We start from the raw sequence: 25078 nt of genomic DNA on the forward strand, positions 1-25078 counted from the left end.
GGAGTGTCAGACCCGCTGTTCTACGCCGACTGCGTTCCGGACGTCGGCCAGTTGGCCGTCGTCGACGGTGACGAGGGTTTCCACGCCGCGACGGTCCGCCGGCTCCGGGTCGGGGAGCGCATCGTCGTCGGCGATGGCGCGGGCGAGTTGGCCGACTGCGAGGTCGACGCGACCTCCAAACGTGAGTTGACGGCGCGCGTCCTGAACCGGCGCAGCATCGCCGCCCCACGTCCGCCCGTCACCGTCGTGCAGGCGATCCCCAAGGCCGAGCGTTCGGAGTTGGCCGTGGAACTGGCCACCGAGGCCGGCGCCGACGAGTTCATCGCGTGGCAGGCCAGTCGCTGCGTGGCCCGCTGGGACGACGCGCGCGCGGACAAGGGACTGCGACGGTGGCGCGCCGTCGTGCGTTCCGCGGCGCGGCAGTCCCGGCGTGCGTTCATCCCCGAGGTGTCGGGCCCGGTGACCACCAAGCAGCTGATCGAGCGCATGTCCGGCGCTGGCCTGGTGCTGGTGCTGCACGAGTCGGCGACCGTGCCGCTCGCGGATCTCCCCGTCGCACAGGCGGACTCGATCACGCTGATCGTCGGTCCCGAAGGTGGCGTCAGCGATGAGGAGATCGCGGCGTTCACCGCGGCCGGCGCCCACGCGGTGCGGCTGGGACCCACGGTGCTGCGCACGTCGACGGCGGCGGCGGTCGCGCTCGGCGCCCTGGGAGTGCTGACGCAGCGCTGGGCTTAGCTCGCGTCCTCGGTGCGGTCCGGGTAGCCGTCGAGCGTCGTGGGCCGCGCGCACACGATGTACTCGGCGCGATTTCCGCCGGCCCGGCGGGCCTCGTACATCGCGGTGGCCGCCAAGGCGATCAACTCGTCGAGAAGCTCATACGGCGGGCATGCCGCCAGTTCGCCCATGGGGGTGCTGACCACGCCGATGCTGGCGCTCAGGCGCTGCGGCGTTGAACGGATCGCGCTGCGGATGCGCTCGACCAGCGCGCTGGAGTCGGATGAGACGAAGCTGTCGGCGACCAGGAACTCGCTGTCGCTCACGTGGGCCACCACGGCGTCGTGACGCGTGGTCTCCCGCAGGGTCCGGCTCACCGCCACACGTGCCTTCTCGCCAGCCGTCAACCCGCCCGATCCTGTGAGCAGCCCGAAGTGGTCGAGGCTGACCACCACGATCACCAGGTGGCGGTCGTCGAGGCGGCTGCGACTGGCGATCAGCGCACCGGTGGCCTCGTAGAACGCGTCTTTGTTGAGTAGGCCGGTCAGCGGTTCGAGGTCGGAGTCGGGGGAGGTGATGCCGATCAGGTGCACCAATGCATGCCCGCCCATCGCCGCTACGACGAAGAGCATCAACACGGCGATCAGTTGGCACCAGGCGAACACCGCGTCACCGGAGGAGACCTGCCGCAGGAACGGCACCAGCGCAGTGGCCACCGCCCCCACCGTCACCGCGGGCAGGTACCGCATGGTGTGGAAGAACACGACGTAACCGGCCAGCGCGGAGTAGGCGGTTGCCATCGCCAGGCCCGCGACGGGGTTTGCCTGCACGACGGCCACCGCGGTGATCCCGGCGGCCTCCAGGCCGACGAGCACCACCGACTGCCGTCGACTCGGCCATCGGGGGCGCAGCCACGCCGACGCGATGAGGAATGCCACCGCCGTGACGAACGCGACGATGACCACATCGCGGGTGCCCTGTGCCCCGGACGGGCTGAAGACCATGGCGAACGGCAGAACGCCGAGCATCGACACGAGGAGCGCGACCACCGCGGAGGTGGGTCGCTGGGCCCCGCGGGCGGTGAGCAACGCCGTGATCCAGTGGTAGTGATCGGCCTGGCGTGACACCGCACGCAACGTCGCGATCATCACAGCTGCTTTCTCAATACGAGTCCCCCACCCCGGGTTTGCCTCAGAGCAGCTTACGTGTCCCAGACTACGGAAAGCGCAAGAACAGTAACCATTGGGACGTCTGACCGCACGGCGGTAGACTCGCACAAGCGACCAAACCGCCCTGACGAGCAGAAAGCAGGCACAGAACACCACGTGACGCCCCGCGAAACGAACACCGCCGCAGTATCACCGATGGCCGGAGATTCGGTGAAGAGCAGCATCAGGGTCGAGGTGCCGCCTCCTTACGTGGTGGGCCTGCTGGGATCCGCCGACGAAAATCTGCGCGTGCTGGAACAGAATCTGGCCGCTGACCTGCATGTCCGTGGCAACGCCGTGACCCTGACCGGCGAACCCGCCGACGTCGCGCTGGCCGAGCGTGCGATCGCCGAACTCATCACGATCGTGGCCGGCGGACAGCCTGTGACCCCCGACGTCGTGCGGCGCAGCATGGCCATGCTGACCGGCGCCGAGCAGGAGTCGCCGGCCGAAGTCCTCACGCTCGACATCCTGTCGCGCCGCGGCAAGACCATCCGGCCCAAGACGCTGAACCAGAAGCGCTATGTGGACGCCATCGACGCCCACACCATCGTGTTCGGCATCGGCCCGGCCGGCACCGGCAAGACGTATCTGGCGATGGCCAAGGCCGTCAACGCCCTGCAGACCAAGCAGGTCAACCGGATCATCCTGACCAGGCCGGCCGTCGAGGCGGGGGAGCGGTTGGGCTTCCTGCCTGGCACGCTGACCGAGAAGATCGACCCGTATCTGCGGCCGCTGTATGACGCGCTGCACGACATGATGGATCCCGCGGCGATCCCGAATCTCCTTGCGGCCGGGGTCATCGAGGTCGCGCCGCTGGCGTTCATGCGGGGCCGCAGCCTCAACGACGCGTTCATCATCCTCGACGAGGCGCAGAACACCACGCCCGAGCAGATGAAGATGTTCCTGACCCGGCTGGGGTTCAACTCCAAGATCGTGGTCACCGGCGACATCACCCAGGTCGATCTGCCCGGCGGTTCGACCTCCGGCCTGCGCGCCGCGATCGACATCCTCGATGGCATCGACGACATCGGAGTGTGCGAGCTGACCAGCGCCGACGTGGTGCGCCACCGCCTGGTCTCCGAGATCGTCGACGCTTACGAGAGGGCCGGCGCGGATGCGGGCACCAACCGCGCGCAGCGTCGCGCCCGAAAGTGAGCCGTACATGAGCATTGAGGTGTCCAACGAGTCCGGTGTCGACGTCTCCGAGGAGGAGTTGATCAGCGTCGCGCGGTTCGTCATCGGGAAGATGGACGTCAACCCGGGGGCCGAACTGTCGATGGTGCTGCTGGACATCGACGCGATGGCCGACCTGCACATGCGTTGGATGGACCTGCCCGGCCCCACCGACGTGATGAGCTTCCCGATGGATGAGCTCGAACCGGGCGGGCGGCCCGACGCGGCCGAACCCGGCCCGTCGATGCTGGGTGACATCGCGCTGTGCCCGCAGTTCGCCGCCGAGCAGGCCAAGGCCGCCGGGCACGACCTCGAGCACGAACTGGCGCTGCTCACGGTGCACGGAGTGCTTCACCTGCTGGGCTACGACCACGCCGAGCCCGACGAGGAGAAGGAGATGTTCGCGCTGCAGCGACAGCTGCTCGAGGACTGGTACGACCAGCAGGCCACGCTGTACCGCCAGGCCCGTCAGGCCGAGCGCGACGTCCACCTGCTCGACAAGTCGCGCGACTTCCACGAACATCCCGAACTCGGACAGTCGTGACCGGAATCGGTCTGCTGCTCGGCGCCATCGCGCTGATCGGCCTCGGAGGACTGTTCGCTGCCCTGGACGCCGCCATCAGCACCGTCTCGATCGCACGGGTCGAGGAGTTGGTCCGAGACGAACGGCCGGGTGCGGTCCGGCTGGCCAGGGTCGTGCAGGAACGGCCGCGCTACATCAACCTGGTGGTGCTGCTGCGCATCGCCTGCGAGGTCACGGCCACCGCGCTGCTGGTGGCCTACCTCGACGACTTCTGGGGTGTCGGTTGGGGCCTGATCCTGGCCGCCGCGATCATGATCGTGGTCAGTTTCGTGGCCATTGGAGTCGGCCCGCGCACCGTGGGACGGCAGAACGCCTATCCGATCGCGCTGGCGTCCGCCGTTCCGCTGCATGCGCTCTCGGTCCTGCTGACGCCCCTCAGCCGCCTGCTGATCCTGCTTGGCAACGCCCTGACGCCGGGCCGCGGGTTCCGCAACGGGCCGTTCGCCTCTGAGATCGAGTTGCGAGAGGTCGTCGACATGGCGCAGCAGCGCGGTGTGGTCGCCGACGACGAGCGCCGAATGATCCAGTCGGTCTTCGAACTCGGGGACACCCCGGCGCGCGAGGTCATGGTGCCGCGCACCGAGATGGTGTGGATCGAAAGCGACAAGAACGCCGGGCAGGCCACCTCACTCGCGGTGCGAAGCGGCCACTCGCGAATCCCGGTGATCGGGGAGAACGTCGACGACATCGTCGGCGTCGTCTACCTCAAAGATCTTGTGCAGCAGACCTACAGCTCCACCCGGGGCGGCGTCGACACCCAGGTGTCGGCGCTGATGCGGCCGGCGGTCTTCGTGCCGGACTCCAAGCGACTCGACGACCTGCTGCGCGAGATGCAGCGCGACCGCAACCACATGGCCCTGCTGGTCGACGAATACGGCGCCATCGCAGGCCTGGTCACCATCGAGGACGTGCTCGAGGAGATCGTCGGCGAGATCGCCGACGAGTACGACGCCGATGAGATCGCACCCGTGGAGGACTTGGGCGACAAGAACTTCCGGGTGTCCACCAGGCTGCCGATCGAGGACCTCGGTGAGCTCTACGGTGTGGAGTTCGAGGAGGACCTCGACGTCGACACCGTCGGCGGTCTGCTCGGGCTGGAACTGGGCCGCGTGCCGCTGCCCGGTGCGCAGGTGGTCTCGCATGGGCTGCGGATGCGCGCCGAGGGCGGCCCCGATCATCGCGGCCGGGTCCGCATCGGCACAGTGTTGGTCAGCCCGGTCGAACCCCCACCATCGAATGACGAGGACACCGAAGCCGATGACTGACCTGGACGCTGAAGACGCCAAGCTCGTGACGCTGGCCCGCGGCGCGATGGCCCGCGCCGAGGCCGGTGACGGCGCCGCGGTGCGCGACCTCGACGGCCGCACCTACGCCGGAGCGCCCGTCGCCCTGAGCGCGCTGACGTTGACCGCGCTGCAGGCCGCGGTGGCCGCCGCGGTGTCCAGTGGCGCAACGGGACTGGAGGCCGCAGTCCTGGTCGGCGGCACGGCCGACGACGCCGGGGTGGCGGCCGTGCGGGAGTTCTCCGCCGACGCGACGGTGATCGTCACCGACCGGGCGGGTAATCCGGTATGAGCACCTCCGCTTTTCCCGCCGAGACTGCTGGGAGTGCGATTTTCGCGCCGGGTTGTCGCAGTCACCGCAGTCTCGCTGAGAAGGGGTCAGTCGCATGAGCGAATTCCATTCGGGTTTCGTGTGTTTCGTGGGCCGGCCCAACACCGGCAAGTCGACGCTGACCAACGCGCTGGTGGGCGCCAAGGTCGCGATCACCGCCAACCAGCCTCAGACCACCCGGCACACCATCCGCGGCATCGTGCACCGCGACGAGTTCCAGATCATCCTCGTCGACACTCCCGGCCTGCACCGCCCGCGCACCCTGCTCGGTAAGCGCCTCAACGATCTGGTCCGCGACACCTACTCCGAGGTCGACGTCATCGGGCTGTGCATCCCCGCCGACGAGGCGATCGGGCCCGGGGACCGCTGGATCTACCAGCAGATCCGCGACGTCGCGCCGCGCACCAAGCTCAACGTGATCGTCACCAAGATCGACAAGGTGTCCAAGGAGCGGGTGGCGGCTCAACTGGTGGCCGTCAACGAGGAGTTCGGCGAGCACGTGGCCGAGATCATCCCGGTGTCGGCGACGGCCGGGACGCAGGTCGACGCCCTCATCAGCCTTCTTGCGTCGCAGTTGCCCGAAGGCCCGGCGTTCTACCCGGACGGCGAGTTGACCGACGAGCCCGAAGAGACTCTGATGGCCGAGCTCATCCGAGAGGCCGCCCTTGAGGGCGTGCGTGACGAACTGCCGCACTCACTGGCGGTCGTCATCGAGGACGTCGAACAGCGTGAGGGCCGTGACGATCTGATCGACGTGCACGCCGTGCTCTACGTCGAACGCGACAGCCAGAAGGGCATCGTCATCGGCAAGGGCGGTGCGCGACTGCGTGAGGTCGGCACCGCGGCGCGCACTCAGATCGAGAAGCTGTTGGGCACCAAGGTCTTTCTGGACCTGCGGGTCAAGGTCGCCAAGAACTGGCAGCGGGATCCCAAGCAGTTGGGCCGCCTGGGCTTTTAATTCTCCGCCGAGAAGAGGCGGGGCGAACACTGAAGCCCAGGCGGTTTCAGCAGACTCTTCTCAGCGCGCCGAGAACTAGGGCTGGTTCGGCGGACGCTGGCCGAACTGCCGCGGGGGTGCGGGCACGGGCGCGCCGGCATCGCCCTTGCCGTAAACCGCCACGACGACAGTGCGGTCGAGGATGTTCTCCGACCACACCCCGATGTCGATGTTCGCGCAGTCGTGCATGGTCGCGTAATAGTCGGGGCGATACCACCACTGGTTGAGGATCTCGACGCCGCTGATCGCGAGCGCCGGGTTGATCGCCGTGGTCTCGGAGACCTCACCGATGTAGCCGGCATTGCGGGCCCGGTCGGCGACCGTGGTGCCGTCGGAGCCGATGTCGCCGTCGAGGGCGCGGTTGTTGAGCACGTCGTTGGTGTGCCACTGCGCGGCCAGGCGCAGCTTCGGGTTGATCCTGACCTCGGTGTCGCAGCCCGCGCGGTGCTGCATCGTGCGCACGTTGGCCACCACACCATCATTGAGGCGACGGTTGTCGGCGAGCGCGGCGGGCGGCGCCATCAGCGTCGACGAGAGGAGCACAGCCAGGGCTGCCCCGGCCGGAGCGGTCACCACCATCTTCATGACGTGGAAGGTTACGCCAGGGCATCCACCCGTACAGACGATTGGGTGTCCCGTATCAGCCGAACTGCCGCGGCGCGGCAGGCACGGGCGCCGCGCCGTCGCCCCGTCCGTACACCGCGACGACCACGCTGCGGTCCAGGCTGTTCGCCGACCAGACTCCGATGTCGACGTTGCCGCAGTTGCTCATGATCGCGTGGTAGTCGGGTCGGTAGAACCACTGCTGGATCACGTCGAGGTTGTTGATGGCCAGCGCGGGGTTGATCGCGACGGTCTCGTAGACCTCGCCCTCATAGCCGGCGTTGCGGGCCCGGTCGGTGACCGTCGATCCGTCCGAGCCGATGTCGCCGTCGAGGGCGCGGTTGTTGAGCACGTCGTCCGTGTGCCACTGGGCCGCGAGGCGCAGCTTGGGGTTGACCCGCACCATGGGTTCGATGTCGTAGTCGTCGGCGCACCCGGCGTTCATCATCATGGTGTGCACGTTCGCCACGACACCGTCGTTGAGACGCTTGTTGTCGGCGGAGGCGGCAGGTGCAGTGGACATCAGGAGGGCGAAGGCAGCGGCGAACGCGGCCGCGCGCATCGGTGTGTTCCGGCTCATCGCGACCGATCTTAATTGGAACCGGGTGACAGCCACCACATCGGCGGCTGTCGCGCGGTCCAGTCACTCACCGCTTCGAGTTCGGCGGCCAGCGAGACCAGTAGCGGCTCACTGCCGTCCGGGCCCATCAGCTGCACGCCGATCGGCAGGCCGTCGCTGGTGAATCCCGCGGGTACGTTGATCGACGGCCAGCCCAGGATGTTCCACGGCCATGTCAGGGGGCACGCGGCGATCATGGCGCGGTCGGTGGCCGTGCTGCCCAGGCCGTCGAACGCGTCGATCCGAGGCGGCGGGGCCGCGGTCGTCGGCGCGACGACGACGTCGACGGTCTTGAAGATCGCACCGACCCGCCGATGCGACTCGACTTCGTGGCGGCGCGCGCGGCGCAACGCCTGCTGCGACAGCACGCGGCCCATCCGCAGGTTCGACCTGGTCCGCGGGTCCAGCGCGACCCCGGTGCCGACGCGGTCTGCCCACTCCAGAAGGCCCGCGGTCGAACGGGACAGAAAGCTCCAGGACAGCCGCAGGCCGTAGTCGGGGTTGCCGTCCATGACCGTGTGTCCCAGATCGCTCAACCGGTCGGCCACACCGGCGAGGGCGGCGTGGATCTGCGGGTTCAGGCGGGCCGGGAAGCCGGTGAAGGGGAGGCGGGTGGACATCGCGATGCGCAGCGGTCCCGGTGCCGTGCGCACCGCGTCGAACGCCGACACCGGCGCGGGCTTGTGCAGGTCACCGTCGGCGTTGCCGGATGCGGCGTCGAGCACCAGGGCGGCGTCGGCGACGGTGCGGGCCAGGACCCCGTTGACCGTGATCCCGTTGAAGGCCTCGGGCAGCGGCCAGGTCGAGATGCGGCCGCGCTGCGGTTTGATGCCGACGAGGTTGGTCCACGACGCGGGGATCCGGACGCTGCCTGCGCCGTCGGACCCGATGGCGGCGGCGACCAGGCCCGCGGCCACCGCGGCGGCACTGCCGCCCGACGAGCCGCCCGGAGTGTGCTTGGCGGACCACGGGTTTCGGGTGTGGCCGAACTCGGTGCCGCTGGTGAACGGCCACTGGCCGAATTCGCACGTGTTGGTTTTGCCGACGATCACGGCGCCTGCGGCGCGCAGGCGGCGCACCACCTCGGCGTCCGCGGCGGCCGGGGTGATCCAGCCCGAGGTGCCGAATGCGGTTGGCACACCGGCGATGTCGACGTCGTCCTTGACCGCGATCGGCACGCCGAGCAGGGGTGCGTGCTGACCCGCGGCGCGGCGACGGTCGGCCTCGGCGGCCGCGCGCAGCGCCGACTCGGTGAGCACCACGCGGAACGCGTTGAGGCTGGGCTGGCTGGCTTCGATGTCGCACAGCGACCGGCGCGTGAGCTCCACGGACGTCACCGCGCCGCTGGCCAGCTGATACAGCTGGTCGATCACTGTGGGGAAGCGCAGGGCGGACGTCGAGCTCATCGTTGTTGAGAGTAATCCGCTGCGGCGCGCGTCCCGGAGGCTGTCAGCAGAGGATGCGACACTGGGTCCATGCGGCTGTATCGGGACCGGGCGGTGGTGCTGCGCCAGCACAAGCTCGGCGAGGCCGATCGCATCGTGACTCTGCTGACGCGGGACCACGGTCTGGTGCGTGCGGTCGCCAAGGGCGTGCGCCGCACCCGCAGCAAGTTCGGGTCGCGCCTTGAGCCGTTCGCCCACATCGACGTCCAACTCCATCCGGGACGCAACCTCGACATCGTCACCCAGGTCGTCTCGATCGACGCGTTCGCGACTGACATCGTCAGCGACTACGGGCGCTACACCAGCGCGTGCGCGGTGCTCGAGACCGCCGAGCGGTTGGCCGGTGAGGAGCGCGCCCCAGTGCCCGCGCTGCACCGACTCACGGTCGGCGCGCTGCGCGCCGTGGCCGACGGCAGTCGCCCGCGGGAACTGGTGCTCGACGCTTATCTGCTGCGCGCGATGGGGATCGCGGGCTGGGCGCCCGCGTTGAGTGAATGTGCGCGGTGCGCGACTCCGGGCCCGCATCGCGCGTTCCACGTCGCGGCGGGCGGCAGCGTGTGCGTGCACTGCCGTCCCCCGGGGTCCAGCACTCCGCAGCAGGGCGTGCTGGACCTGATGGTCGCCCTGCATGACGGGGACTGGGAGCACGCGGAGGCCTCTCCGGCGTCGTACCGCAGCCAGGCCAGCGGTCTGGTGGCCGCGCATCTGCAGTGGCACCTCGAACGTCAGCTGCGCACGCTGCCCCTGGTGGAGCGGGAGTATCGCCGCGTGGATCGGGTGGTCCCCGCGCACCGACTCGCGGTGGTCGGGCAGGATATGGCGCATGGCTTTGACACGGGAAGGGAAACGGGCCAAGAAGGCCTCCCCTCAGCTGCCTCCAGCGCCTGACGACTACCCGACGTTTCCTGACGTCTCGACATGGCCCGTGGTGTTCCCGGAACTGCCTGCGAACACGAATGGCCGGTTCTCCCGGCCGCCGCAGCACACCTCCAAGGCGAAGGCGCCCGAGATTCCCGCCGACCAGCTGCCCAACCACGTCGCGGTGGTGATGGACGGCAACGGGCGATGGGCCAAGCAGCGTGGGCTGGCCCGCACCGAGGGGCACAAGATGGGCGAGGCCGTGCTCATCGACATCACCTGCGGCGCCATCGAGCTGGGGATCAAGCACCTGTCTGTGTACGCGTTCTCCACCGAGAACTGGAAGCGCAGCGCCGAAGAGGTGCGGTTCCTCATGGGGTTCAACCGCGAGGTCGTGCGCCGGCGCCGCGAGTCCCTGGACATCATGGGCGTCAACATGCGCTGGGTCGGTTCTCGGCCGCGGATGTGGCGAAGCGTCATCAAGGAGTTCGACATCGCCGAGGAGATGACGATCGGCAACGACGTCATCACCGTCAACTACTGCGTGAACTACGGCGGACGCACCGAGATCGCCGAGGCCACCAAGGAGATCGCGCGCAAGGTCGCCGAGGGCAAGCTCAACCCCGAGCGGATCACCGAGGAGACCGTCGCGCGCAACCTGCACCGCCCCGACATCCCGGATGTGGACCTGTTCATCCGCACGTCGGGGGAGCAGCGCGCGAGCAACTTCATGCTCTGGCAGTCGGCCTACGCGGAGTTCGTGTTCCAGGACAAGCTGTGGCCCGACTATGACCGTCGCGACCTGTGGGCGGCCTGCGAGGAGTACGTGTCACGCAATCGCCGGTTCGGCAGAGCCTGATGAGCTCGGCCCTGCTGCAGCGACTGGCGGCGGTGCTGACGCCGGTGGGCGGGGTCGTCGAGGAGGCCGACGACGCGTTGACGGTCGCCGTCGCCGGTTCGGTCGCGTCGCTGCGGGTGGTGGCTCTCGCCGAAGGGTTGGAGATGGTGTCGCTGACCCAGCCGTTGGCCTGGGATCTGCCGCTGACCGCCAAGACCCGCGAACGGGTGGCCGCGCACGCCTCGGCGACGCTGCTGGGCACCGTCGCCTTGGTGGAGAAGCCCGTCTCGGTGCCCACCAACGGCGCGTCGGCAGAGGCCGCGACGCGCAAGTCCTCGGCCAAGAAGGTCGCCGACGTCATGCTGCGTTACAACTTCCCCTGCGCCGGACTCACCGACGACGCGCTGCGCACCCTGATTCTGCTGGTGCTCGCCGGTGGCGCGGATGTGCGCGCCGCACTGCTCGCGAACTGACCTCAGACGCTGCAGGCGCTGCAGGTCCCGAAGATCTCGATGGTGTGGCTGACGTCGGAGAAGCCGTGTGCGACAGCCACTTCGGCGGCCCAGGCCTCGACCTCGGCGCCGGCCACCTCGACCGTGGCGCCGCAGTCCCGGCACACCAGGTGGTGATGGTGGTGCTCTGAGCAGCGCCGGTAGACCGATTCCCCGGTGTCGGTGCGCAGGGTGTCGACCAGGCCCGCGGCCGCCATGGTCTGCAGCGTGCGATACACCGTGGTCAGTCCGATGTTGTCGCCGCGGCGGCGCAGTTCGTCGTGCAGTTCCTGCGCTGATTTGAACTCGTCGACGGTCTCGAGCAGTTCGGTGATCGCGGCGCGCTGCCGGGTGGACCGGGTGACCGTCATGGCCGGTCCTCCTCGGCGTGGGCCACGGCGTCGACGACGATGTGGGCGAGGTGGTCGTCGACCAGCCGGTAGAGCACTTCGCGGCCCGAGCGTTCACCGGCCACCACGCCGGCCGACTTCAGGATGCGCAGGTGCTGGCTGACCAGGGGTTGGGGCACCCCCAGGGTGTCGACGAGTTCGTGGACGCAGCGGGTGGACTCGCGCAGTTGCAGCACGATCGCGATGCGCACGGGTGCGGCTAGCGCGCGCAGGATGTCCCCGGCCGCATCGAGGATGTCGCGTTGGGGCAGGGGAGTGGGCGGCGTTTCGTGCTGATGCGCGTGCCCGCTGTCGGCCGCAGTGCGCATGGCGGCACCTCCCGGCTAATGGAAATGGTTTTCAGTACTCTTACATGCACACACGTGCATGTCAAAAGGTTCTAACGTCTGAAGGTATGCAGCCTCTCGAGATCGTGGTCCGCGGCAGCGCCCGCGGACGCTACCCCGCCGAACGGGCGACCATCGTGCTCGCGGCGCAGTTCGACGGCACCGACAAGCAGGAGGTGTACCGCCGCGCGGTCGCCCTGCACGAACCGATGACCGCCGAGGTGGGCGAGCTCGCGGCCTCCGGTGCCGTGTCCCGGTGGAACAGCGACCAACTGCGCGTGTTCACCTACCGTCCCGTCGACGACAGGGGCATGCGGCGGCGGATGTATCAGGTGGGCATCAAGGTCGAGGCCGAGTTCGTCGACTTCGAGAAGCTGTCGGCGTTCCTGGATCGGTGGGCGCTGCAGGACGGGGTGGAGGTTGGGCGCACCAGTTGGGACGTCACCGAGGACAACCGGCTGGCGTATGAGGCCGAGCTGCGCGGCGAGGCCGTCGCCAACGCCGCCGCGAAGGCCCAGGCGTTCGCCGACGCGGCCGGCCGAGGGAAGGTCACTGCGGTGCAGTTGGCCGACCCCGGCATGCTGACCAGGGGCGACTCAGACTATGGGCTGGACGCCGGGCCGCCGGTGGCGCGGGCCATGATGGCGTCCGGTGCGGCGCCCACGCTGGAACTGCGGCCCGACGACATCACGTTGCATGCGTCGGTGGAAGCGCGGTTCGTCGCGGAGTAGGGGCGGGGCTCGGCCGCTGGTTCGGGGCGGTCATCGCGACAGCTAGGCTGTCCAGGTTGTTATCCCCGCAGACAGGAGAGCCTTTCCGTGGCGTCCATCATCGACACCGTCGCGAACCTGGCGAAGCGCCGTGGCCTGGTCTACCAGTCCGGTGAGATCTACGGCGGTACCAAGTCGGCGTGGGACTACGGCCCACTGGGCGTTGAGCTCAAGGAGAACATCAAGCGCCAGTGGTGGAAGTCCGTCGTCACCGGCCGCGACGACGTGGTCGGCCTGGACAGCGCGATCATCCTGCCGCGCCAGGTGTGGGTGGCCTCCGGTCACGTCGAGGTCTTCAACGATCCGCTCGTGGAGTGCCTGAACTGCCACAAGCGGCACCGGCAGGACCACATGCAGGAGGCGTACGCCGAGAAGAAGGGGATCGATGATCCCGACTCGGTGTCCATGGAGGAGATCGTCTGCCCCGACTGCGGCACCAAGGGGCAGTGGACCGAACCGCGCGACTTCAACATGATGCTCAAGACCCACCTCGGCCCGATCGAGACCGAGGAGGGGCTGCACTACCTGCGGCCCGAGACCGCGCAGGGCATCTTCGTCAACTTCGCCAACGTCGTGACCACGTCGCGCAAGAAGCCGCCGTTCGGCATCGGCCAGATCGGCAAGAGCTTCCGCAACGAGATCACGCCGGGCAACTTCATCTTCCGCACCCGTGAGTTCGAGCAGATGGAGATGGAGTTCTTCGTCGAGCCGTCGACGGCTCCCGAGTGGCACAAGTACTGGATCGAGACGCGCCTGCAGTGGTACGTCGACCTTGGCATCAACCGCGACAATCTCCGGCTCTACGACCACCCCAAGGAGAAGCTGTCGCACTACTCCGACGGCACCGTCGACATCGAGTACAAGTTCGGTTTCCAGGGCAACCCGTGGGGTGAGCTGGAGGGCATCGCGAACCGCACCAACTTCGACTTGTCCACGCACTCAAAGCATTCCGGTGTGGATCTGTCGTTCTACGACCAGGCCAACGACACCCGCTACGTGCCCTACGTCATCGAGCCGGCAGCGGGCCTGACCCGCTCGCTGATGGCGTTCCTGGTCGATGCCTACACCGAGGACGAGGCGCCCAACGCCAAGGGCGGTGTGGACAAGCGCACGGTGCTGCGCCTGGACCCGCGGCTGTCCCCGGTCAAGGCCGCGGTGCTGCCGCTGTCGCGGCACGCGGACCTGTCGCCCAAGGCACGTGACCTGGCGGCCGAACTGCGGCAGTCGTGGAACATCGACTTCGACGACGCCGGCGCGATCGGCCGTCGCTACCGCCGTCAGGACGAGATCGGTACGCCGTTCTGCGTGACGCTGGACTTCGACTCGCTCGAGGATCAGGCCGTCACCATCCGTGAGCGCGACTCCATGTCGCAGGAGCGCGTGGCGATCTCCGAGGTGTCGAACTACCTCGCGGTCCGCCTCAAGGGCGCCTAGCTTCCCCCCGCGAGCGGGCTGGGGTCCCCGCTCCCCGCGAGCGCGCTGGGGTAGCCCCCCTCCCCGCGAGCGCGCTGGGGTAGCCCCCTCCCCGCGAGCGCCCGTGTTGGTACGGTGACACGCCGTAATTCGCGTACAAGAGCGGCCGCTCGTCAGCCATGAAGCGGACGCTCGCCCGTTGTCCACAGGGTGAATACCGCTCTCGGACCATCCGCCGCACTATGCGGTGATGGACGAACTCGAGTCACTCATGGCCGGGCAGGGCGTCGCGACCTGGGCGCAACTGCTTGAGGTGTTGAGCCGACGGACACTGCAGCTGATGCTGCGCACCGGCGTGCTGGTCAAGGTCTGGCCGGGTGTCTACGGACTCGGCGAACGCGATCTGCAGATGCGGCTGCGCGGCCTGGACCTGCGCGCAGGCGAGCCCGTCGTGATGTGCCTGAGCACCGCGGCCGCCGCGTTCGGCTTCGACACCGAGGACGACACCACCGTGCACGTGCTCAACCCGATGGGGCACCACCTGCGCAACAGTGCCGGCCTGGCGGTGCACCGCCGCGATGGCGCGCCCTTGACGACGTTGAACGGTCGCCCCACCACGACGGCCGCCTGGACGGCGATCGAACTCTCCCGTGCACTGCTGCGACCGCGGGCACTGGCGTGCCTGGATGCCGCACTGAGAAGCGGCACCGTCGATGTGCCCGAGCTGGTGCACGCCGCCGATGCGCAACACGGTCGGCGCGGAATTGTCCATGTGCGAGAACTGATTCCGTTGGCCAGACGCAAGTCCGAATCGCAGATGGAGAGCGAGGCACGGCTGGCGATGCACGACGGCGGCCTGCCCGAGCCTGAACTGCAGTACGAGGTCGTCGACCGGCTGGGACGGGTTTGGCGCTTGGACTTCGCCTGGCCCGACGTTCGCATCGCGGTCGAGTACGAAGGCTTCGACTGGCACAGCACACCCGAGCAGCTGCGCCATGACCGCGAGAAGCGGGCAGCCCTCCTCGACATCGACTGGGTGGTCCTGTCGATCACAGCCGACGACGTGCGGCGCCAACCGTCGGCGATGAACGACCGCATCGGCCAACTGCTGGTCCGTCGCGCGGCGGCGTGATCTCCGGTCGAGCGTCGGTTTTGGGTCCGGCGAGCGTGCGCTCTTGCACGCGGCTTACGGCGTGTCGGCGTACCAACACGCCCGCTCGCGTGGAAAGGGGGGGCTAGAAGCGGCCGCCGCCTCCGCCGTAACTGCGCGTCGACGACCGCGACGATCCGCCGTAGGTGGTCGGGCGGCCCGGGCTGCGTCCGCCGCCCCAGCTTCCACCCCAACTGCCGCCCCAGCCACCGCCGTACCCGCCGCGCCCACTGAACCCGCCGCGCAGCACGTTGCCGATGATGATCCCGCCGATCACCGAGCCCAGATCCGATCCGCCACCGCCGCCGTACTGCGACGAGTAGGCGTGCTGGGCCGATCGGACATCCTCGTTGGCCAGCGACTGCGCCTGCGCGGCCAGCGCGGCCGCACCGTTGGCATGCGCGATCGCCTCAGCGGGATTGGAGTCCCGCTTGGCCTGCGCCGCCTCGAGTTGACGGGTGGCCTCGGCCAGGCGCGTGCGCGCCTCGGGGCCGACGCTGCCGCGACGGGTGTCGATGAAATCCGACACCGAGCGCACCCGTGACTGCGCGGTGAACAGCGCCTGCTCCAGCAGCTTGGCCTGCTTCTCGGCCTCCTGGCGCTGCTGATCGACGATGTCGAGGATCTGGTCGAGGTCCGCGTCCGCCTTGTTCAACCGTGTGAAGGTGCCCAACGGGTCATTGTCCCCGTTGGTCTTGGCGTCCGAGACGGCCTTGATGGCGGCGTCGCGCGCGCGAGCCAACTCGTCGCGTTGGGCTCCCTGCGCCAGCGGCAGTTGCGTTGCCGCGGCATCGATTCCGCGCTGAATGTCGGCGATCTCGTCGGGCAGCGCCGCGATCGCCCGGTTGATGTCGGTGGAGACGGTGTCGATGGCATCCAGCAGGGTCTGGGCCTGCCCCAGCGCGCCCTCGGCCGCACGGATCGCGTCGATCAGGGGATTCTGGTTGGGCGCGGGCCGGCTGATGAGGTTGCGGCCGTCGGTGATGCTGCGGTCGGCGAAGGTCAGTCGGCTGCGCGCGGTGTCGACGTTGCCGATCACCGACGTCAGTGCGGCCTCGGCGAACTGCTGCCGCAACGCGGCCAGGCGCTGCGCGGCCGGTTCGACGCGTGCGCTCAGCGCGACCATCTGCTGGGTCAGGGCATCCAGGCGGGTCGGGGCGTTGATGAGCAGATCGCGCAGTTCCTGGAAGGCCGCGCTCTGTTCTTCGAGCGCCCGGTCGGCCTTGGCAGCGGCGACGATCACCCGCGTCAGCAGGTCGCGGCGCTGCAGGGGAGTTTCGGGCACCTCGTCGTCGAGGGTCTGGCGGACGTTGAAGGCCTGCTGCAGCGTCGTTTTCGCATGCGCGACAGCCTCACTGAACGGCGCGGTGGCCGTGGTGCCGAACTCCTCGACGGCGAGTTCGAGTTCGCTTTGGCTGGTGCGCACGGCGTTGTCCACGTCGACGACGATGGTCCGGCTCAGTTCGTCGAGTGCGTCCAGGGGCACGGCGGCGAGCGCGTTCGGGTCGGTGGGGTCGACGCGATGGGCGGCCGCGACCTGTGCGGCGTGCCGCTTGGAGCGCTGCCGCCGCATCCAGATCCACAGCACCAGCAACAGCAGGGCCATCACGCCCAGCGCGGTCGCGATGGGCGCCCAGGAGATCTTGAGGGTGGCCCCGGTGTCGGCGTTGAGGCCGTCGGCGGCCGCGATCGCCGCGCCCGCCCAGTCGCCGTTGCGCAGCGCCGGTTCGATGTCGAGGCGACGGATGTCGTCGCTGCGCGTCGAGGTGCCTCCGCTGATGGTCGAGGGAACCTGGAAGGCCAGTGAGCGGTCCTCGGTGGCGATCGCCAGCAGGGCGTCGTCATCACCGAAGTCGCTGGCCTTCATGGTGTTCTGCGCCCAGTTCAGCCAGCCCAGCCCGTCGAAGGTCTTGACGTAGACCACCCACAGTTGGACGTGCTTGTCGTTGTAGAGGCGATCCAGCGCGTTCTGGACCTCGGCCTCCTCTTTCGGGGACAGCACGCCGGAGCGGTCGGTGACCTGGCTCGGCAGCCGGAACGGCGGTTCGGCGACGGCGGAGGGCGCCATGAGCAACCCGGCGAGCACGACGACCAGCAGGATGTGCAGGAGGCGAGCGAGGCGCATGGTGCCAATCTAGTGGGACCGGCGCGGGCGACGGCAGGAAAGACCCGCGGTGCTGGCAGACTGTGCCGTGGTGAGCACGTATCAGCAGGACCGCTACAGCGATTTCGATCGCGAGCGTCAGGTCGTCGAGGCGCCGAAGTCCGCCGCGCTGCCCGGCAGTGACGGCGAGTATCGCAGCGACTTCGCCCGCGACCGCGCCCGCGTGCTGCACTGTGCCGCCCTGCGCCGGCTGGCCGACAAGACCCAGGTCGTCGGCCCGCGCGAGAGCCTGACGCCGCGCACACGGCTGACCCATTCCCTTGAGGTCGCCCAGATCGGCCGCGGGATGGCGATCGGCCTGGGCTGCGATCCCGATCTGGTGGACCTGGCGGGCCTGGCGCACGACATCGGCCATCCGCCGTACGGACACAACGGCGAACGCGCGCTCAACGAACTTGCCGCATCGTCAGGCGGGTTCGAGGGCAACGCCCAGAACTTCCGGATCCTCACCCGCCTGGAGCCCAAAGTGCTTGATGGTCAGGGGGGTTCGGCCGGACTGAACCTGACCCGGGCCGCGCTCGACGCTGTCACCAAGTACCCCTGGGCGCGCTCGGAGAACCCGCGCAAGTTCGGGTTCTACACGGGATTCTCCGGAGACGATGCGACCGCCGCGGAGTGGATGCGCAGCGGCGCCCCGCAGCACCGGCGCTGCCTCGAGGCCCAGATCATGGACTGGTCCGACGACGTCGCCTACTCGGTGCACGACGTCGAGGACGGCGTCATCTCCGGCCGCATCGACCTGCGGTCTCTGGCCGACGCCAGCACGGCCGCAGCCCTGGCCGCACTCGGCAAGGACCATTTCGGCGCCGACCCCGACGATCTGCTGGCGGCCGCGGAGCGGCTGTCACGCCTTCCGGTGGTCGAGGCCGTCGGCGAATACGACGGGACGCTCGGCGCGTCGGTGGCGCTGAAGCGGTTGACCAGTGAGCTGGTCGGCCGGTTCGCCACCGCGGCCATCACCTGGACCCGGGAGTCGTTCGGCGACGCATCGCTGGTCCGGTTCGGCGCGGACCTCGCGGTCCCCGAGACGGTCGCCGCCGAGGTCGCGGTGCTCAAGATCCTGGCGCTGCAGTTCATCATGTCTGACCCCGAGCACCTGCTGATCCAGGCCGAGCAGCGCGAGGGGATCAAGGCCGTCGCGGTGCTGCTGATGGAGGAGGCGCCGACGTCGCTGGACCCGCTGTTCGTCCCGGCGTTCAACGCCGCCGCGGACGACGGCGAGCGCCTGCGGGTCGTCGTCGACCAGATCGCGTCGTTCACCGAGAGCAGGCTCGAGAGCCTCTTCCCGGCGGCCAGCGTCGTGGTGCCCGGTCAGCTGACGGTGGATTTCCCTTAGTTCAGCCGATTCTGGCCATCATCGCGCGGGCGACGTCGACACCCGCGTCGTCCATCCCAGACATCAGATCCTGGCCCGGGGCGACACCGTAGAGACTGACCTTGACCTCGACGATGCAGTTGCCCCGAACGCCCAAGGCGCGGGCGTTTCCGCGCGTGAAGCCGCCGCCGGCGTGGTCGCTGATGACCGTGGCGTCCAGCACCGAGTCGGTCACCCGGACGTTCGTCGCGGTCGTGACGAAGTGATCACCGTCGGGCGTGGTGCCGGCCAGCGTGGTCACGGTCTGTCCCTTGCACATGGTCCACTGCTGGGAGAAGTCCGCGAACAGCCCCTCGGCTTCCTCAGGTGACGCCAACACAATGACGGCCTGGTCGACGAGCATGACGGAGCCTTTCTGCCTGCTCCACCAGGTCTGGAAGGCGAAATTCGACACGTTCGCGGAGTGGTAGACGCTGCGTTGGGCGATCGCAGTCGCCCCGACGCACTCATGGGGTGTCGCCTCGGTCTCGGACGCCAATCCATTGGGCATGTCGTTGAGCCCGCCGACCTGGGGCGGTTGCCTGCTGGTCTCCTCGAAGTCCTGGTCGAGCACCTGTGAGAGTGCTTGGCCGTCGAGCAGCACACGGGTGATGTTGTCGGCTGTCACCGGCACCGCGGAAGGCGTCGGTGTCGAAGGGGTTGGGGTGGTCGTCGACGTGGAGGCGGGCGCTGAGACCGTCGCCGTCGGCGGGGACGCGGTTGCGGGAGCCTTCTCAGTGGGCAACACCGCCCACACCACCAGTGCCACCACAGCGACGACGGTCAGCGCGTAGGACAGCACCAGTCCGACCAGGGCCCGGTCGCGGCCCGTCTGCTGGCGCTGCTTGATCTGGTGCAGCGCCACATGGCCGAGCACCGCACCAACGGGTGCGAACAGAAAGGCGAAGACTATCGACAGCGTCGCCAGGGTGTTGGGCTTCGACGGCGGCGGTTGGTACGCCGGCGGCGGGGTGTGGTGGCCGTATCCGCCGAACGGATTGCCCATGTGTGGGCCGCTGCCGAATGGGTCCGGGCCCTGGGGATACACGTTGACGACAGTAGTGGTGATCGGAGGGTGTCACCGGCGGTAATCCGGAGTCCCCAGCCGCCTACACTGAGCCGATGGCCGGGCGCATCGCAGATCGCGACATCGCAGCCATTCGTGAACGCACCCGCATCGAGGACGTCGTCGGCGACTACGTGCAGTTGCGCCGCGCCGGTGCCGACTCCCTCAAGGGCCTGTGCCCGTTCCACGACGAGAAGTCGCCGTCGTTCCATGTCCGGCCCAACCATGGCCACTTCCACTGCTTCGGCTGCGGTGAGGGCGGCGACGTCTACGCCTTCATCCAGAAGATCGAGCACGTCACGTTCGTCGAGGCGGTGGAACTGCTCGCCGACCGCATCGGTCACACCATCACCTACTCCGGTGCGTCGGCCACCAACGTGCAGCGCGACCGCGGCAGCCGAAGCCGGCTGGTCGCGGCCAACGCCGCCGCCGCGGAGTTCTACGCGCAGGCGCTGGAGTCCGACGAGGCCGCCCCGGCACGGGCGTATCTCACCGAACGCAACTTCGACGCGGCAGCCGCGCGGCACTTCGGCTGCGGCTTCGCGCCGTCGGGCTGGGACACCCTGACGAAGCACCTGCTGCGCAAGGGTTACGAGTTCAAGGAGTTAGAGGCCGCCGGGCTGTCCCGGGAGGGCAAGCGCGGCCCGATGGACCGGTTCCACCGGCGCCTGCTGTGGCCCATCCGCGGTTCAAGCGGTGAGGTCATCGGGTTCGGCGCGCGCCGCATCTTCGACGACGACACCATGACGGCGAAGTACGTCAACACCCCGGAAACGCTGCTGTACAAGAAGTCTCAGGTGCTGTTCGGCATCGATCTGGCCAAGCGCGACATCGCCAAGGCGCATCAGGCCGTCGTCGTGGAGGGTTACACCGACGTCATGGCCATGCACCAGGCGGGCGTCACCACCGCGGTGGCGTCGTGCGGCACGGCCTTCGGCGACGACCACCTGTCGATGCTGCGCCGGCTGATGATGGACGACAAGTTCTTCCGCGGTGAGCTCATCTACGTCTTCGACGGCGACGCTGCGGGGCGCGCGGCAGCACTGAAAGCCTTTGAGGGCGAGCAGAATCTGGCCGGGCAGTCATTCGTCGCGGTGGCCGCCGACGGCATGGACCCGTGCGATCTGCGGCTGCGCTCGGGCGATGCGGCGCTGCGAGACCTGGTCGCACGACGCACGCCGCTGTTCGAGTTCGCGATCCGCACTGCGCTGGCCGAGTTCGACCTCGACAACGCCGAGGGCCGGGTGTCGGCGCTTCGCCGCTGCGTGCCCATGGTCGCCCAGATCAAGGACCCCACGCTGCGCGACGAGTACGCGCGCCAGCTCGCGGGCTGGGTCGGCTGGGACGACGTCGCCCAGGTCATCAAGAGGGTGCGCGACCACGCCAAGGGCGGCGCCCGCCCGACGGGGCGCGACACCCGCAGGCAGCCCGCGCCGGCGCCTCAGGCCGCACCGCGGCCCGATCCGCGCGACCCGACGCTGTGGCCGCAGCGCGAGGCGCTCAAGACCGCACTGCAGTACCCCGCGCTCGCCGGTCCCGTCTTCGACTCGTTGACCGTGGAGAGCTTCACCCACCCCGGGTACGCCGCCGTGCGGGCGGCCATCGAGGCCGCCGGCGGCACCGGCCGGGGCGTCAGCGGTGCCGAGTGGCTCGATCAGGTGAGCCAGCAGGCCGCGTCGCCCGCCGTGGCCGCCCTGGTCAGCGAATTGAGTGTGGAGAACATCCGCATCGAGGACGACGAGAAGCTGCCGCGCTACATCGCCGTTGTGCTGGCGCGCCTGCAGGAGGTCTGGATCGGCAGGCAGATCGCCGAGGTCAAGTCGAAGCTGCAGCGCATGTCGCCGGTGGAGCAGGGCGATGAGTACCACGCGCTGTTCGGGGACCTGGTCGCGATGGAGGCTTACCGGCGCAGCCTGCTCGAGCAGGCGTCAGGGGACGACATGACGGCCTGAGGCCGTTAGTCTGACCATGCTGACGTCGAGCGAAGGACAGGTGTATGGCACGCAAGAGGCAGCTGATCGTGGGATTCGCGGTCGCGGCAGCAGCGGTGGGGGCGCCGATCGGCATCGCATTCAGCACCCCTGAGGCGTCCGTGACCCACGCACAACCCGGGTGCACCGCCTGGTTCGGCAGCAAGGCCGACGGCAAGTGCATCGCATGGTCGATGGGCAGCGGTCGCGACACGTCGCTCAACGGCATCCCCGTCACCATCAACGGCCCCACCGGCGACCCCGGTCAGAGCAACAGCAGCGTCATCATGGGTGGCCGCGGCAGCGGGCTGAACTGATGATCCGGTCCAAGCTCTGTGCCGCCGTCGCGCTTCCCGTCGTCGCGCTTCTGGGCCCGCTCGGCGCGCCCGCCGCGTCGGCGGAACCGCCCGGCAACTGCCTGAGCTGGATCGGCGCGCGCGGCACCGGTCAGTGCATCAGCGAGGGGACGGGCGGCATCCCGTCAGTCGGCTTCAACGGCAGCAGCATCGAGACCAGTCCGCTGTTCCCGGGGCAGTCGGTCAACATCCCGCTCGGCTGAGCCGGCGCCGAGAAGCTCGGCTGAGCCCAGCGCCGAGAAGCTGGGTTGACCCAGCGCCGAGTCCGCTGAGCTGATTCAGCGCCGAGTCTCGGGCTCGATCACCGTGGTCTGACTGTCGATCTCGGTCAGCTTCACCAACTCCGGGTCAGGAGAGACCCTTTCGGCGATCTTGCGCCGTCCGGCATCGATGGCCGATTTCGTCGCCGGATGCGCGGTGACGGCCTTGTAGGTCCCCACAAGCTGTTCGTAGCGTTTCCGTCCGGCCTTGGCGCCCAGAACGTAGCCGACGCCGAGCACGGCCAGGACACGAAACACAATCAACCCTCCAGAGCACGCGGATGGACGCCTCCATCCTGCCTCATACCGCGCCGCGGCGGTGATCGGGCACCGATCCGACCGGAGGCCCCGGCCGCGGGTCGCGGTGTCGCGGCAGGCCTCTCACCAGCGGATTGTTGTCCGCGGGGGTCAGTGCGCTAAAGTCTTGCTTCGGTTCTTCCCCTGTAGCTCAATTGGCAGAGCTCCCGACTGTTAATCGGGCGGTTGATGGTTCGAGTCCATCCGGGGGAGCTTCTCATCACGACGTCAGTCGCGCGCCGCGGGCACGGAAATGCCCGCCCCAGAGCGACAAACCCCTCTAGCCGGCGAGTAGGTCGGCGCTGTCGCTCCGAGGCGGGCAATTGGCTCACTCCGGCAGGTTCTCTGGGTGCAGCATCTCGGCGTACCGCAACTGCTCCGGAATGCCGAATCCGTCGACCAGCAGCTCGGCGTGGGGGCGAAGCCGCTTACAGCGGTCGTTGATCGCACGAGTCACGGCCTTGGCGCGTTCAGTCGACAGGTAGCGATGCTCGATCCACCACGCCTTGTCCTCCTCGATCACGCTCAGCGCGTACAGGTCGCACACCAGGTTCAGGACCTCGCGCGCCCCGTCGTCCTCACAGGCATCGATTCCGGCCACGAAGGCCTCCAGGATCACGCGGTCGATATGCGCGCTCGCGGCGTTCAGCACGTGGTCCTGCACTGAGTTGAACGCGTCGAACGCGCTCATCTCCTTGGCCTTGCCCTGCAGTCGGCGCGCGACCGAGGCCAGCATGTACTCCTCGCGGTCCTCGAACATCTTGACCTGGGTGCCGCGGTTGAACAGGCTGCCCTCCTCCTCGTTGTCCTGCCGGGTGTCGAGGATGGTCTGCATGATGGTCTCGGCCGCGGTGCGTTTCATGACGCGCTCGCCGGCGAAGTTCGCGGCGAACCGGACCCACTCCACGGGGCTCATGCCCTTGATGTCGTCGGCGTAGGCCGTCAGCAGTTCCTTGGCCACCAACTGCGTCAGCACATGGTTGTCGCCCTCGAATGTGGTGAACACGTCGGTGTCGGCCTTCAGGGCGATCAGGCGGTTCTCGGCCAGGTACCCCGCCCCGCCGCAGGCCTCCCGGGCCTCCTGGATGGCGCGGGTGGCGTGCCACGTGTTGGCGGCCTTGAGCCCGGCCGCGCGGGACTCCAGTTCGCGCTGTTCCTCGGGATCGGGATCCTCGGCGGTCTGCAGGTCGTGGCACTTGGCCACCAGTTCGTTCTGCGCGAACTGCAGTGCATACGACTTGGCGATCAGCGGCAGCAGCCGACGCTGGTGCACCAGGTAGTCCATGATGACCACCTCGTCGTCGCCGTCCGGGGCGCTGAACTGCTTGCGCTGCAACGCATACCGGGTCGCGATGTCCAGGGCCACGCGGGTCGCGGCGGCCGCGCTGCCACCGACCGTGACACGGCCGCGGATGAGGGTCCCCAGCATCGTGAAGAACCGCCGGTTGGGGTTCTCGATCGGTGAGGTGTAGGTGCCGTCGGCGGCGACGTCGGCGTACTTGTTGAGCAGGTTCTCGCGCGGCACGCGGACGTGGTCGAACATGATGCGGCCGTTGTCCACGCCGGGCAGGCCGCCCTTGTAGTGACAGTCCGACGTGGTGACGCCGGGCAGGTCGTTGCCGTCCTCGTCGCGGATCGGCACGACGAGGCAGTGCACGCCGTGGTTCTCGCCGTCGGGGGTGATCAGCTGGGCGAACACCGCGGCCACCCGCGCGGTTTCGGCCGCCCCGCCGATGTAGTCCTTGCGCGACGACGGGGTGGGGGAGTCGATGACGAACTCTTCGGTGGCCGGGTCGTAGGTCGCGGTGGTCTCGATGGACTGCACATCGCTGCCGTGCCCGGTCTCGGTCATGGCGAAGCAGCCCAGCAGGTCGAGGTCGATGATGCGCCGGACGTACGCGCTGTGGTGGCGCTCGGTGCCCAGGTTCTCGATGGCGCCGCCGAACAGGCCCCACTGCACGCCCGCCTTGACCATCAGCGACAGGTCGCTCATGGCCAGCATCTCGATCCGCGTGACGGCCGCTCCGACGTCACCGTTGCCGCCGTGGTCCTTCTTGAATCCGTCCTCGGCGGCGCCGTGGGCGGCCATGATGCGAAGCTGTTCGCCGACCTTGGTGCGGGCGATCACGGTGTTCGGCGTGTAGTGGGGGCGGAAGACTTCATTGCTCAACTCGGTGCGCACGGCGTTCTTGACGTCGCGCCAGCGCCCGTCGAGGGCGTTCCTCACATGCTCCGCAGTCGTGGTCATTACCCGACGGTAGCCCTGAACCGCCCCCCGCAAACGTGACTCTGGCAACGTAGGTCAGCCTCACCCGCCTGCGGTCACAGAGATGGCGCTCAAAGGACACCCGTGTCCGAGCTCGAGCTGCCGCACGACTTCGATCACTCAGAGG

At 68.7% G+C, this 25078-nt stretch carries 26 protein-coding genes and 1 tRNA gene; 17 read left to right on the top strand and 10 right to left on the bottom strand.

What is annotated here, in order from left to right; all coding sequences use genetic code 11:
- Positions 1–3: 3 nt before the first annotated feature.
- Positions 4–738: a 16S rRNA (uracil(1498)-N(3))-methyltransferase gene (locus G6N34_RS07410; protein WP_085151267.1), complete on the top strand. Its 735-nt coding sequence runs from the start codon at positions 4–6 to the stop codon at positions 736–738.
- Here the strand turns inward: G6N34_RS07410 and G6N34_RS07415 are convergent.
- Entirely contained in the window at positions 735–1865 is a 1131-nt protein-coding gene (locus G6N34_RS07415; protein WP_085151268.1) for a GGDEF domain-containing protein, read from the bottom strand. The genes G6N34_RS07410 and G6N34_RS07415 overlap by 4 nt on opposite strands.
- 177 nt (positions 1866–2042) lie before the next feature.
- Between G6N34_RS07415 and G6N34_RS07420 the strand changes: the two genes are divergently transcribed.
- From G6N34_RS07420 to era, 5 genes are all read left to right on the top strand, one after another.
- Positions 2043–3083, top strand: a complete 1041-nt coding sequence (locus G6N34_RS07420) for a PhoH family protein (protein ID WP_085151269.1) — start codon at positions 2043–2045, stop codon at positions 3081–3083.
- Positions 3084–3090: 7 nt separating this feature from the next.
- Positions 3091–3645, top strand: a complete 555-nt coding sequence (ybeY, locus tag G6N34_RS07425; protein ID WP_085151342.1) for an rRNA maturation RNase YbeY — start codon at positions 3091–3093, stop codon at positions 3643–3645.
- Positions 3642–4949, top strand: a complete 1308-nt coding sequence (locus tag G6N34_RS07430; RefSeq protein ID WP_085151270.1) for a hemolysin family protein — start codon at positions 3642–3644, stop codon at positions 4947–4949. Before ybeY ends, G6N34_RS07430 begins: the two co-directional genes overlap by 4 nt.
- Entirely contained in the window at positions 4942–5259 is a 318-nt protein-coding gene (locus tag G6N34_RS07435; protein ID WP_085151271.1) for a cytidine deaminase-like protein, read from the top strand. The genes G6N34_RS07430 and G6N34_RS07435 overlap by 8 nt, the downstream gene beginning before the upstream one ends.
- 94 nt (positions 5260–5353) lie before the next feature.
- Positions 5354–6256, top strand: coding sequence for a GTPase Era (gene era / locus G6N34_RS07440; protein ID WP_085151272.1), 903 nt, complete (start codon positions 5354–5356; stop codon positions 6254–6256).
- A gap of 75 nt (positions 6257–6331) precedes the next feature.
- Here the strand turns inward: era and G6N34_RS07445 are convergent, their stop codons facing one another.
- The 3 genes from G6N34_RS07445 to G6N34_RS07455 all read right to left on the bottom strand — a co-directional run bounded on the left by G6N34_RS07445 (position 6332) and on the right by G6N34_RS07455 (position 8923).
- Positions 6332–6874, bottom strand: a complete 543-nt coding sequence (locus G6N34_RS07445) for a CAP domain-containing protein (protein WP_407663264.1) — start codon at positions 6872–6874, stop codon at positions 6332–6334.
- 61 nt (positions 6875–6935) lie between these two features.
- The gene (locus G6N34_RS07450) at positions 6936–7460 is read right to left on the bottom strand and encodes a CAP domain-containing protein (protein ID WP_085151343.1); all 525 of its coding nucleotides are present in this window, start codon (positions 7458–7460) and stop codon (positions 6936–6938) included.
- A gap of 29 nt (positions 7461–7489) precedes the next feature.
- On the bottom strand, positions 7490–8923 hold the full coding sequence (locus tag G6N34_RS07455) for an amidase (protein ID WP_085151274.1): 1434 nt from the start codon (positions 8921–8923) through the stop codon (positions 7490–7492).
- Positions 8924–8992: 69 nt separating this feature from the next.
- On the opposite strand from G6N34_RS07455, the gene recO reads away from it, so the two are divergent.
- From recO to G6N34_RS07470, 3 genes are read left to right on the top strand one after another with little or no spacing between them, the layout of a single operon-like run.
- Entirely contained in the window at positions 8993–9850 is an 858-nt protein-coding gene (gene recO, locus G6N34_RS07460; RefSeq protein ID WP_085151275.1) for a DNA repair protein RecO, read from the top strand.
- Positions 9786–10679 carry a decaprenyl diphosphate synthase gene (locus tag G6N34_RS07465; RefSeq protein WP_085151344.1) on the top strand — a complete coding sequence of 298 codons (894 nt, stop codon included), beginning with the start codon at positions 9786–9788 and terminating at the stop codon, positions 10677–10679. The genes recO and G6N34_RS07465 overlap by 65 nt, the downstream gene beginning before the upstream one ends.
- Complete coding sequence (locus tag G6N34_RS07470) at positions 10679–11131, top strand: hypothetical protein (protein ID WP_085151276.1); 453 nt, start codon at positions 10679–10681, stop codon at positions 11129–11131. Before G6N34_RS07465 ends, G6N34_RS07470 begins: the two co-directional genes overlap by 1 nt.
- 2 nt (positions 11132–11133) lie before the next feature.
- Here G6N34_RS07470 and G6N34_RS07475 read toward each other — a convergent pair whose 3' ends face one another.
- Both G6N34_RS07475 and G6N34_RS07480 read right to left on the bottom strand, forming a co-directional pair.
- Positions 11134–11520 (bottom strand): Fur family transcriptional regulator, encoded by a 387-nt coding sequence (locus G6N34_RS07475; protein WP_085151277.1) that lies wholly within the window; start codon positions 11518–11520, stop codon positions 11134–11136.
- The gene (locus tag G6N34_RS07480; RefSeq protein ID WP_085151278.1) at positions 11517–11867 is read right to left on the bottom strand and encodes an ArsR/SmtB family transcription factor; all 351 of its coding nucleotides are present in this window, start codon (positions 11865–11867) and stop codon (positions 11517–11519) included. The genes G6N34_RS07475 and G6N34_RS07480 overlap by 4 nt, the downstream gene beginning before the upstream one ends.
- Before the next feature lie 86 nt (positions 11868–11953).
- On the opposite strand from G6N34_RS07480, the gene G6N34_RS07485 reads away from it, so the two are divergent.
- The 3 genes from G6N34_RS07485 (at position 11954) to G6N34_RS07495 (ending at position 15200) form a co-directional block, all read left to right on the top strand.
- Positions 11954–12616 (top strand): SIMPL domain-containing protein, encoded by a 663-nt coding sequence (locus G6N34_RS07485; protein ID WP_085151279.1) that lies wholly within the window; start codon positions 11954–11956, stop codon positions 12614–12616.
- A gap of 87 nt (positions 12617–12703) precedes the next feature.
- Positions 12704–14089 carry a glycine--tRNA ligase gene (locus G6N34_RS07490; protein ID WP_085151280.1) on the top strand — a complete coding sequence of 462 codons (1386 nt, stop codon included), beginning with the start codon at positions 12704–12706 and terminating at the stop codon, positions 14087–14089.
- Between the two features lie 226 nt (positions 14090–14315).
- Entirely contained in the window at positions 14316–15200 is an 885-nt protein-coding gene (locus tag G6N34_RS07495; protein ID WP_407663215.1) for a type IV toxin-antitoxin system AbiEi family antitoxin, read from the top strand.
- A 103-nt stretch (positions 15201–15303) separates the two neighbouring features.
- On the opposite strand, the gene G6N34_RS07500 is transcribed toward G6N34_RS07495, so the two are convergent.
- On the bottom strand, positions 15304–17343 hold the full coding sequence (locus G6N34_RS07500) for a TPM domain-containing protein (protein ID WP_085151281.1): 2040 nt from the start codon (positions 17341–17343) through the stop codon (positions 15304–15306).
- Positions 17344–17413: 70 nt separating this feature from the next.
- Between G6N34_RS07500 and G6N34_RS07505 the strand changes: the two genes are divergently transcribed.
- A complete protein-coding gene (locus G6N34_RS07505) occupies positions 17414–18718 on the top strand; it encodes a deoxyguanosinetriphosphate triphosphohydrolase (RefSeq protein WP_085151346.1) in 1305 nt (434 codons plus the stop codon).
- Position 18719: 1 nt separating this feature from the next.
- Here G6N34_RS07505 and G6N34_RS07510 read toward each other — a convergent pair whose 3' ends face one another.
- A complete protein-coding gene (locus G6N34_RS07510) occupies positions 18720–19784 on the bottom strand; it encodes a sensor domain-containing protein (RefSeq protein WP_133057744.1) in 1065 nt (354 codons plus the stop codon).
- 74 nt (positions 19785–19858) lie between these two features.
- Between G6N34_RS07510 and dnaG the strand changes: the two genes are divergently transcribed.
- Genes dnaG through G6N34_RS07525 form a run of 3 tightly spaced genes read left to right on the top strand, consistent with a single transcriptional unit; the run spans position 19859 to position 22331 of the window.
- The gene (dnaG, locus tag G6N34_RS07515) at positions 19859–21754 is read left to right on the top strand and encodes a DNA primase (protein ID WP_085151283.1); all 1896 of its coding nucleotides are present in this window, start codon (positions 19859–19861) and stop codon (positions 21752–21754) included.
- A 44-nt stretch (positions 21755–21798) separates the two neighbouring features.
- Positions 21799–22089, top strand: coding sequence for a DUF7155 family protein (locus G6N34_RS07520; RefSeq protein WP_085151284.1), 291 nt, complete (start codon positions 21799–21801; stop codon positions 22087–22089).
- Positions 22089–22331, top strand: coding sequence for a DUF7155 family protein (locus tag G6N34_RS07525; RefSeq protein ID WP_085151285.1), 243 nt, complete (start codon positions 22089–22091; stop codon positions 22329–22331). Before G6N34_RS07520 ends, G6N34_RS07525 begins: the two co-directional genes overlap by 1 nt.
- 75 nt (positions 22332–22406) lie before the next feature.
- Here the strand turns inward: G6N34_RS07525 and G6N34_RS07530 are convergent, their stop codons facing one another.
- On the bottom strand, positions 22407–22646 hold the full coding sequence (locus G6N34_RS07530) for a hypothetical protein (protein ID WP_085151286.1): 240 nt from the start codon (positions 22644–22646) through the stop codon (positions 22407–22409).
- Between the two features lie 179 nt (positions 22647–22825).
- Between G6N34_RS07530 and G6N34_RS07535 the strand changes: the two genes are divergently transcribed.
- Positions 22826–22898 (top strand) — tRNA-Asn (locus G6N34_RS07535).
- Between the two features lie 115 nt (positions 22899–23013).
- On the opposite strand, the gene G6N34_RS07540 is transcribed toward G6N34_RS07535, so the two are convergent.
- On the bottom strand, positions 23014–24933 hold the full coding sequence (locus tag G6N34_RS07540; protein ID WP_085151287.1) for an acyl-CoA dehydrogenase family protein: 1920 nt from the start codon (positions 24931–24933) through the stop codon (positions 23014–23016).
- Positions 24934–25078: the final 145 nt, after the last annotated feature.

It is taken from the genome of Mycolicibacterium confluentis (assembly GCF_010729895.1).
Classification (GTDB): Bacteria; Actinomycetota; Actinomycetes; order Mycobacteriales; family Mycobacteriaceae; genus Mycobacterium; species Mycobacterium confluentis.

Coding starts and splice junctions, on each gene's coding strand:
- ybeY (WP_085151342.1), top strand. CDS start 3,091: ATGAGCATTGAGGTGTCCAACGAGTCCGGTGTCGACGTCTCCGAGGAG.
- G6N34_RS07445 (WP_407663264.1), bottom strand. CDS start 6,874: ATGGTGGTGACCGCTCCGGCCGGGGCAGCCCTGGCTGTGCTCCTCTCG.
- G6N34_RS07455 (WP_085151274.1), bottom strand. CDS start 8,923: ATGAGCTCGACGTCCGCCCTGCGCTTCCCCACAGTGATCGACCAGCTG.
- G6N34_RS07435 (WP_085151271.1), top strand. CDS start 4,942: ATGACTGACCTGGACGCTGAAGACGCCAAGCTCGTGACGCTGGCCCGC.
- G6N34_RS07415 (WP_085151268.1), bottom strand. CDS start 1,865: ATGATCGCGACGTTGCGTGCGGTGTCACGCCAGGCCGATCACTACCAC.
- G6N34_RS07475 (WP_085151277.1), bottom strand. CDS start 11,520: ATGACGGTCACCCGGTCCACCCGGCAGCGCGCCGCGATCACCGAACTG.
- G6N34_RS07525 (WP_085151285.1), top strand. CDS start 22,089: ATGATCCGGTCCAAGCTCTGTGCCGCCGTCGCGCTTCCCGTCGTCGCG.
- G6N34_RS07500 (WP_085151281.1), bottom strand. CDS start 17,343: ATGCGCCTCGCTCGCCTCCTGCACATCCTGCTGGTCGTCGTGCTCGCC.
- G6N34_RS07520 (WP_085151284.1), top strand. CDS start 21,799: ATGGCACGCAAGAGGCAGCTGATCGTGGGATTCGCGGTCGCGGCAGCA.
- G6N34_RS07450 (WP_085151343.1), bottom strand. CDS start 7,460: ATGCGCGCGGCCGCGTTCGCCGCTGCCTTCGCCCTCCTGATGTCCACT.
- G6N34_RS07480 (WP_085151278.1), bottom strand. CDS start 11,867: ATGCGCACTGCGGCCGACAGCGGGCACGCGCATCAGCACGAAACGCCG.
- G6N34_RS07485 (WP_085151279.1), top strand. CDS start 11,954: ATGCAGCCTCTCGAGATCGTGGTCCGCGGCAGCGCCCGCGGACGCTAC.
- dnaG (WP_085151283.1), top strand. CDS start 19,859: ATGGCCGGGCGCATCGCAGATCGCGACATCGCAGCCATTCGTGAACGC.
- G6N34_RS07465 (WP_085151344.1), top strand. CDS start 9,786: ATGGCTTTGACACGGGAAGGGAAACGGGCCAAGAAGGCCTCCCCTCAG.
- recO (WP_085151275.1), top strand. CDS start 8,993: ATGCGGCTGTATCGGGACCGGGCGGTGGTGCTGCGCCAGCACAAGCTC.
- era (WP_085151272.1), top strand. CDS start 5,354: ATGAGCGAATTCCATTCGGGTTTCGTGTGTTTCGTGGGCCGGCCCAAC.
- G6N34_RS07540 (WP_085151287.1), bottom strand. CDS start 24,933: ATGACCACGACTGCGGAGCATGTGAGGAACGCCCTCGACGGGCGCTGG.
- G6N34_RS07470 (WP_085151276.1), top strand. CDS start 10,679: ATGAGCTCGGCCCTGCTGCAGCGACTGGCGGCGGTGCTGACGCCGGTG.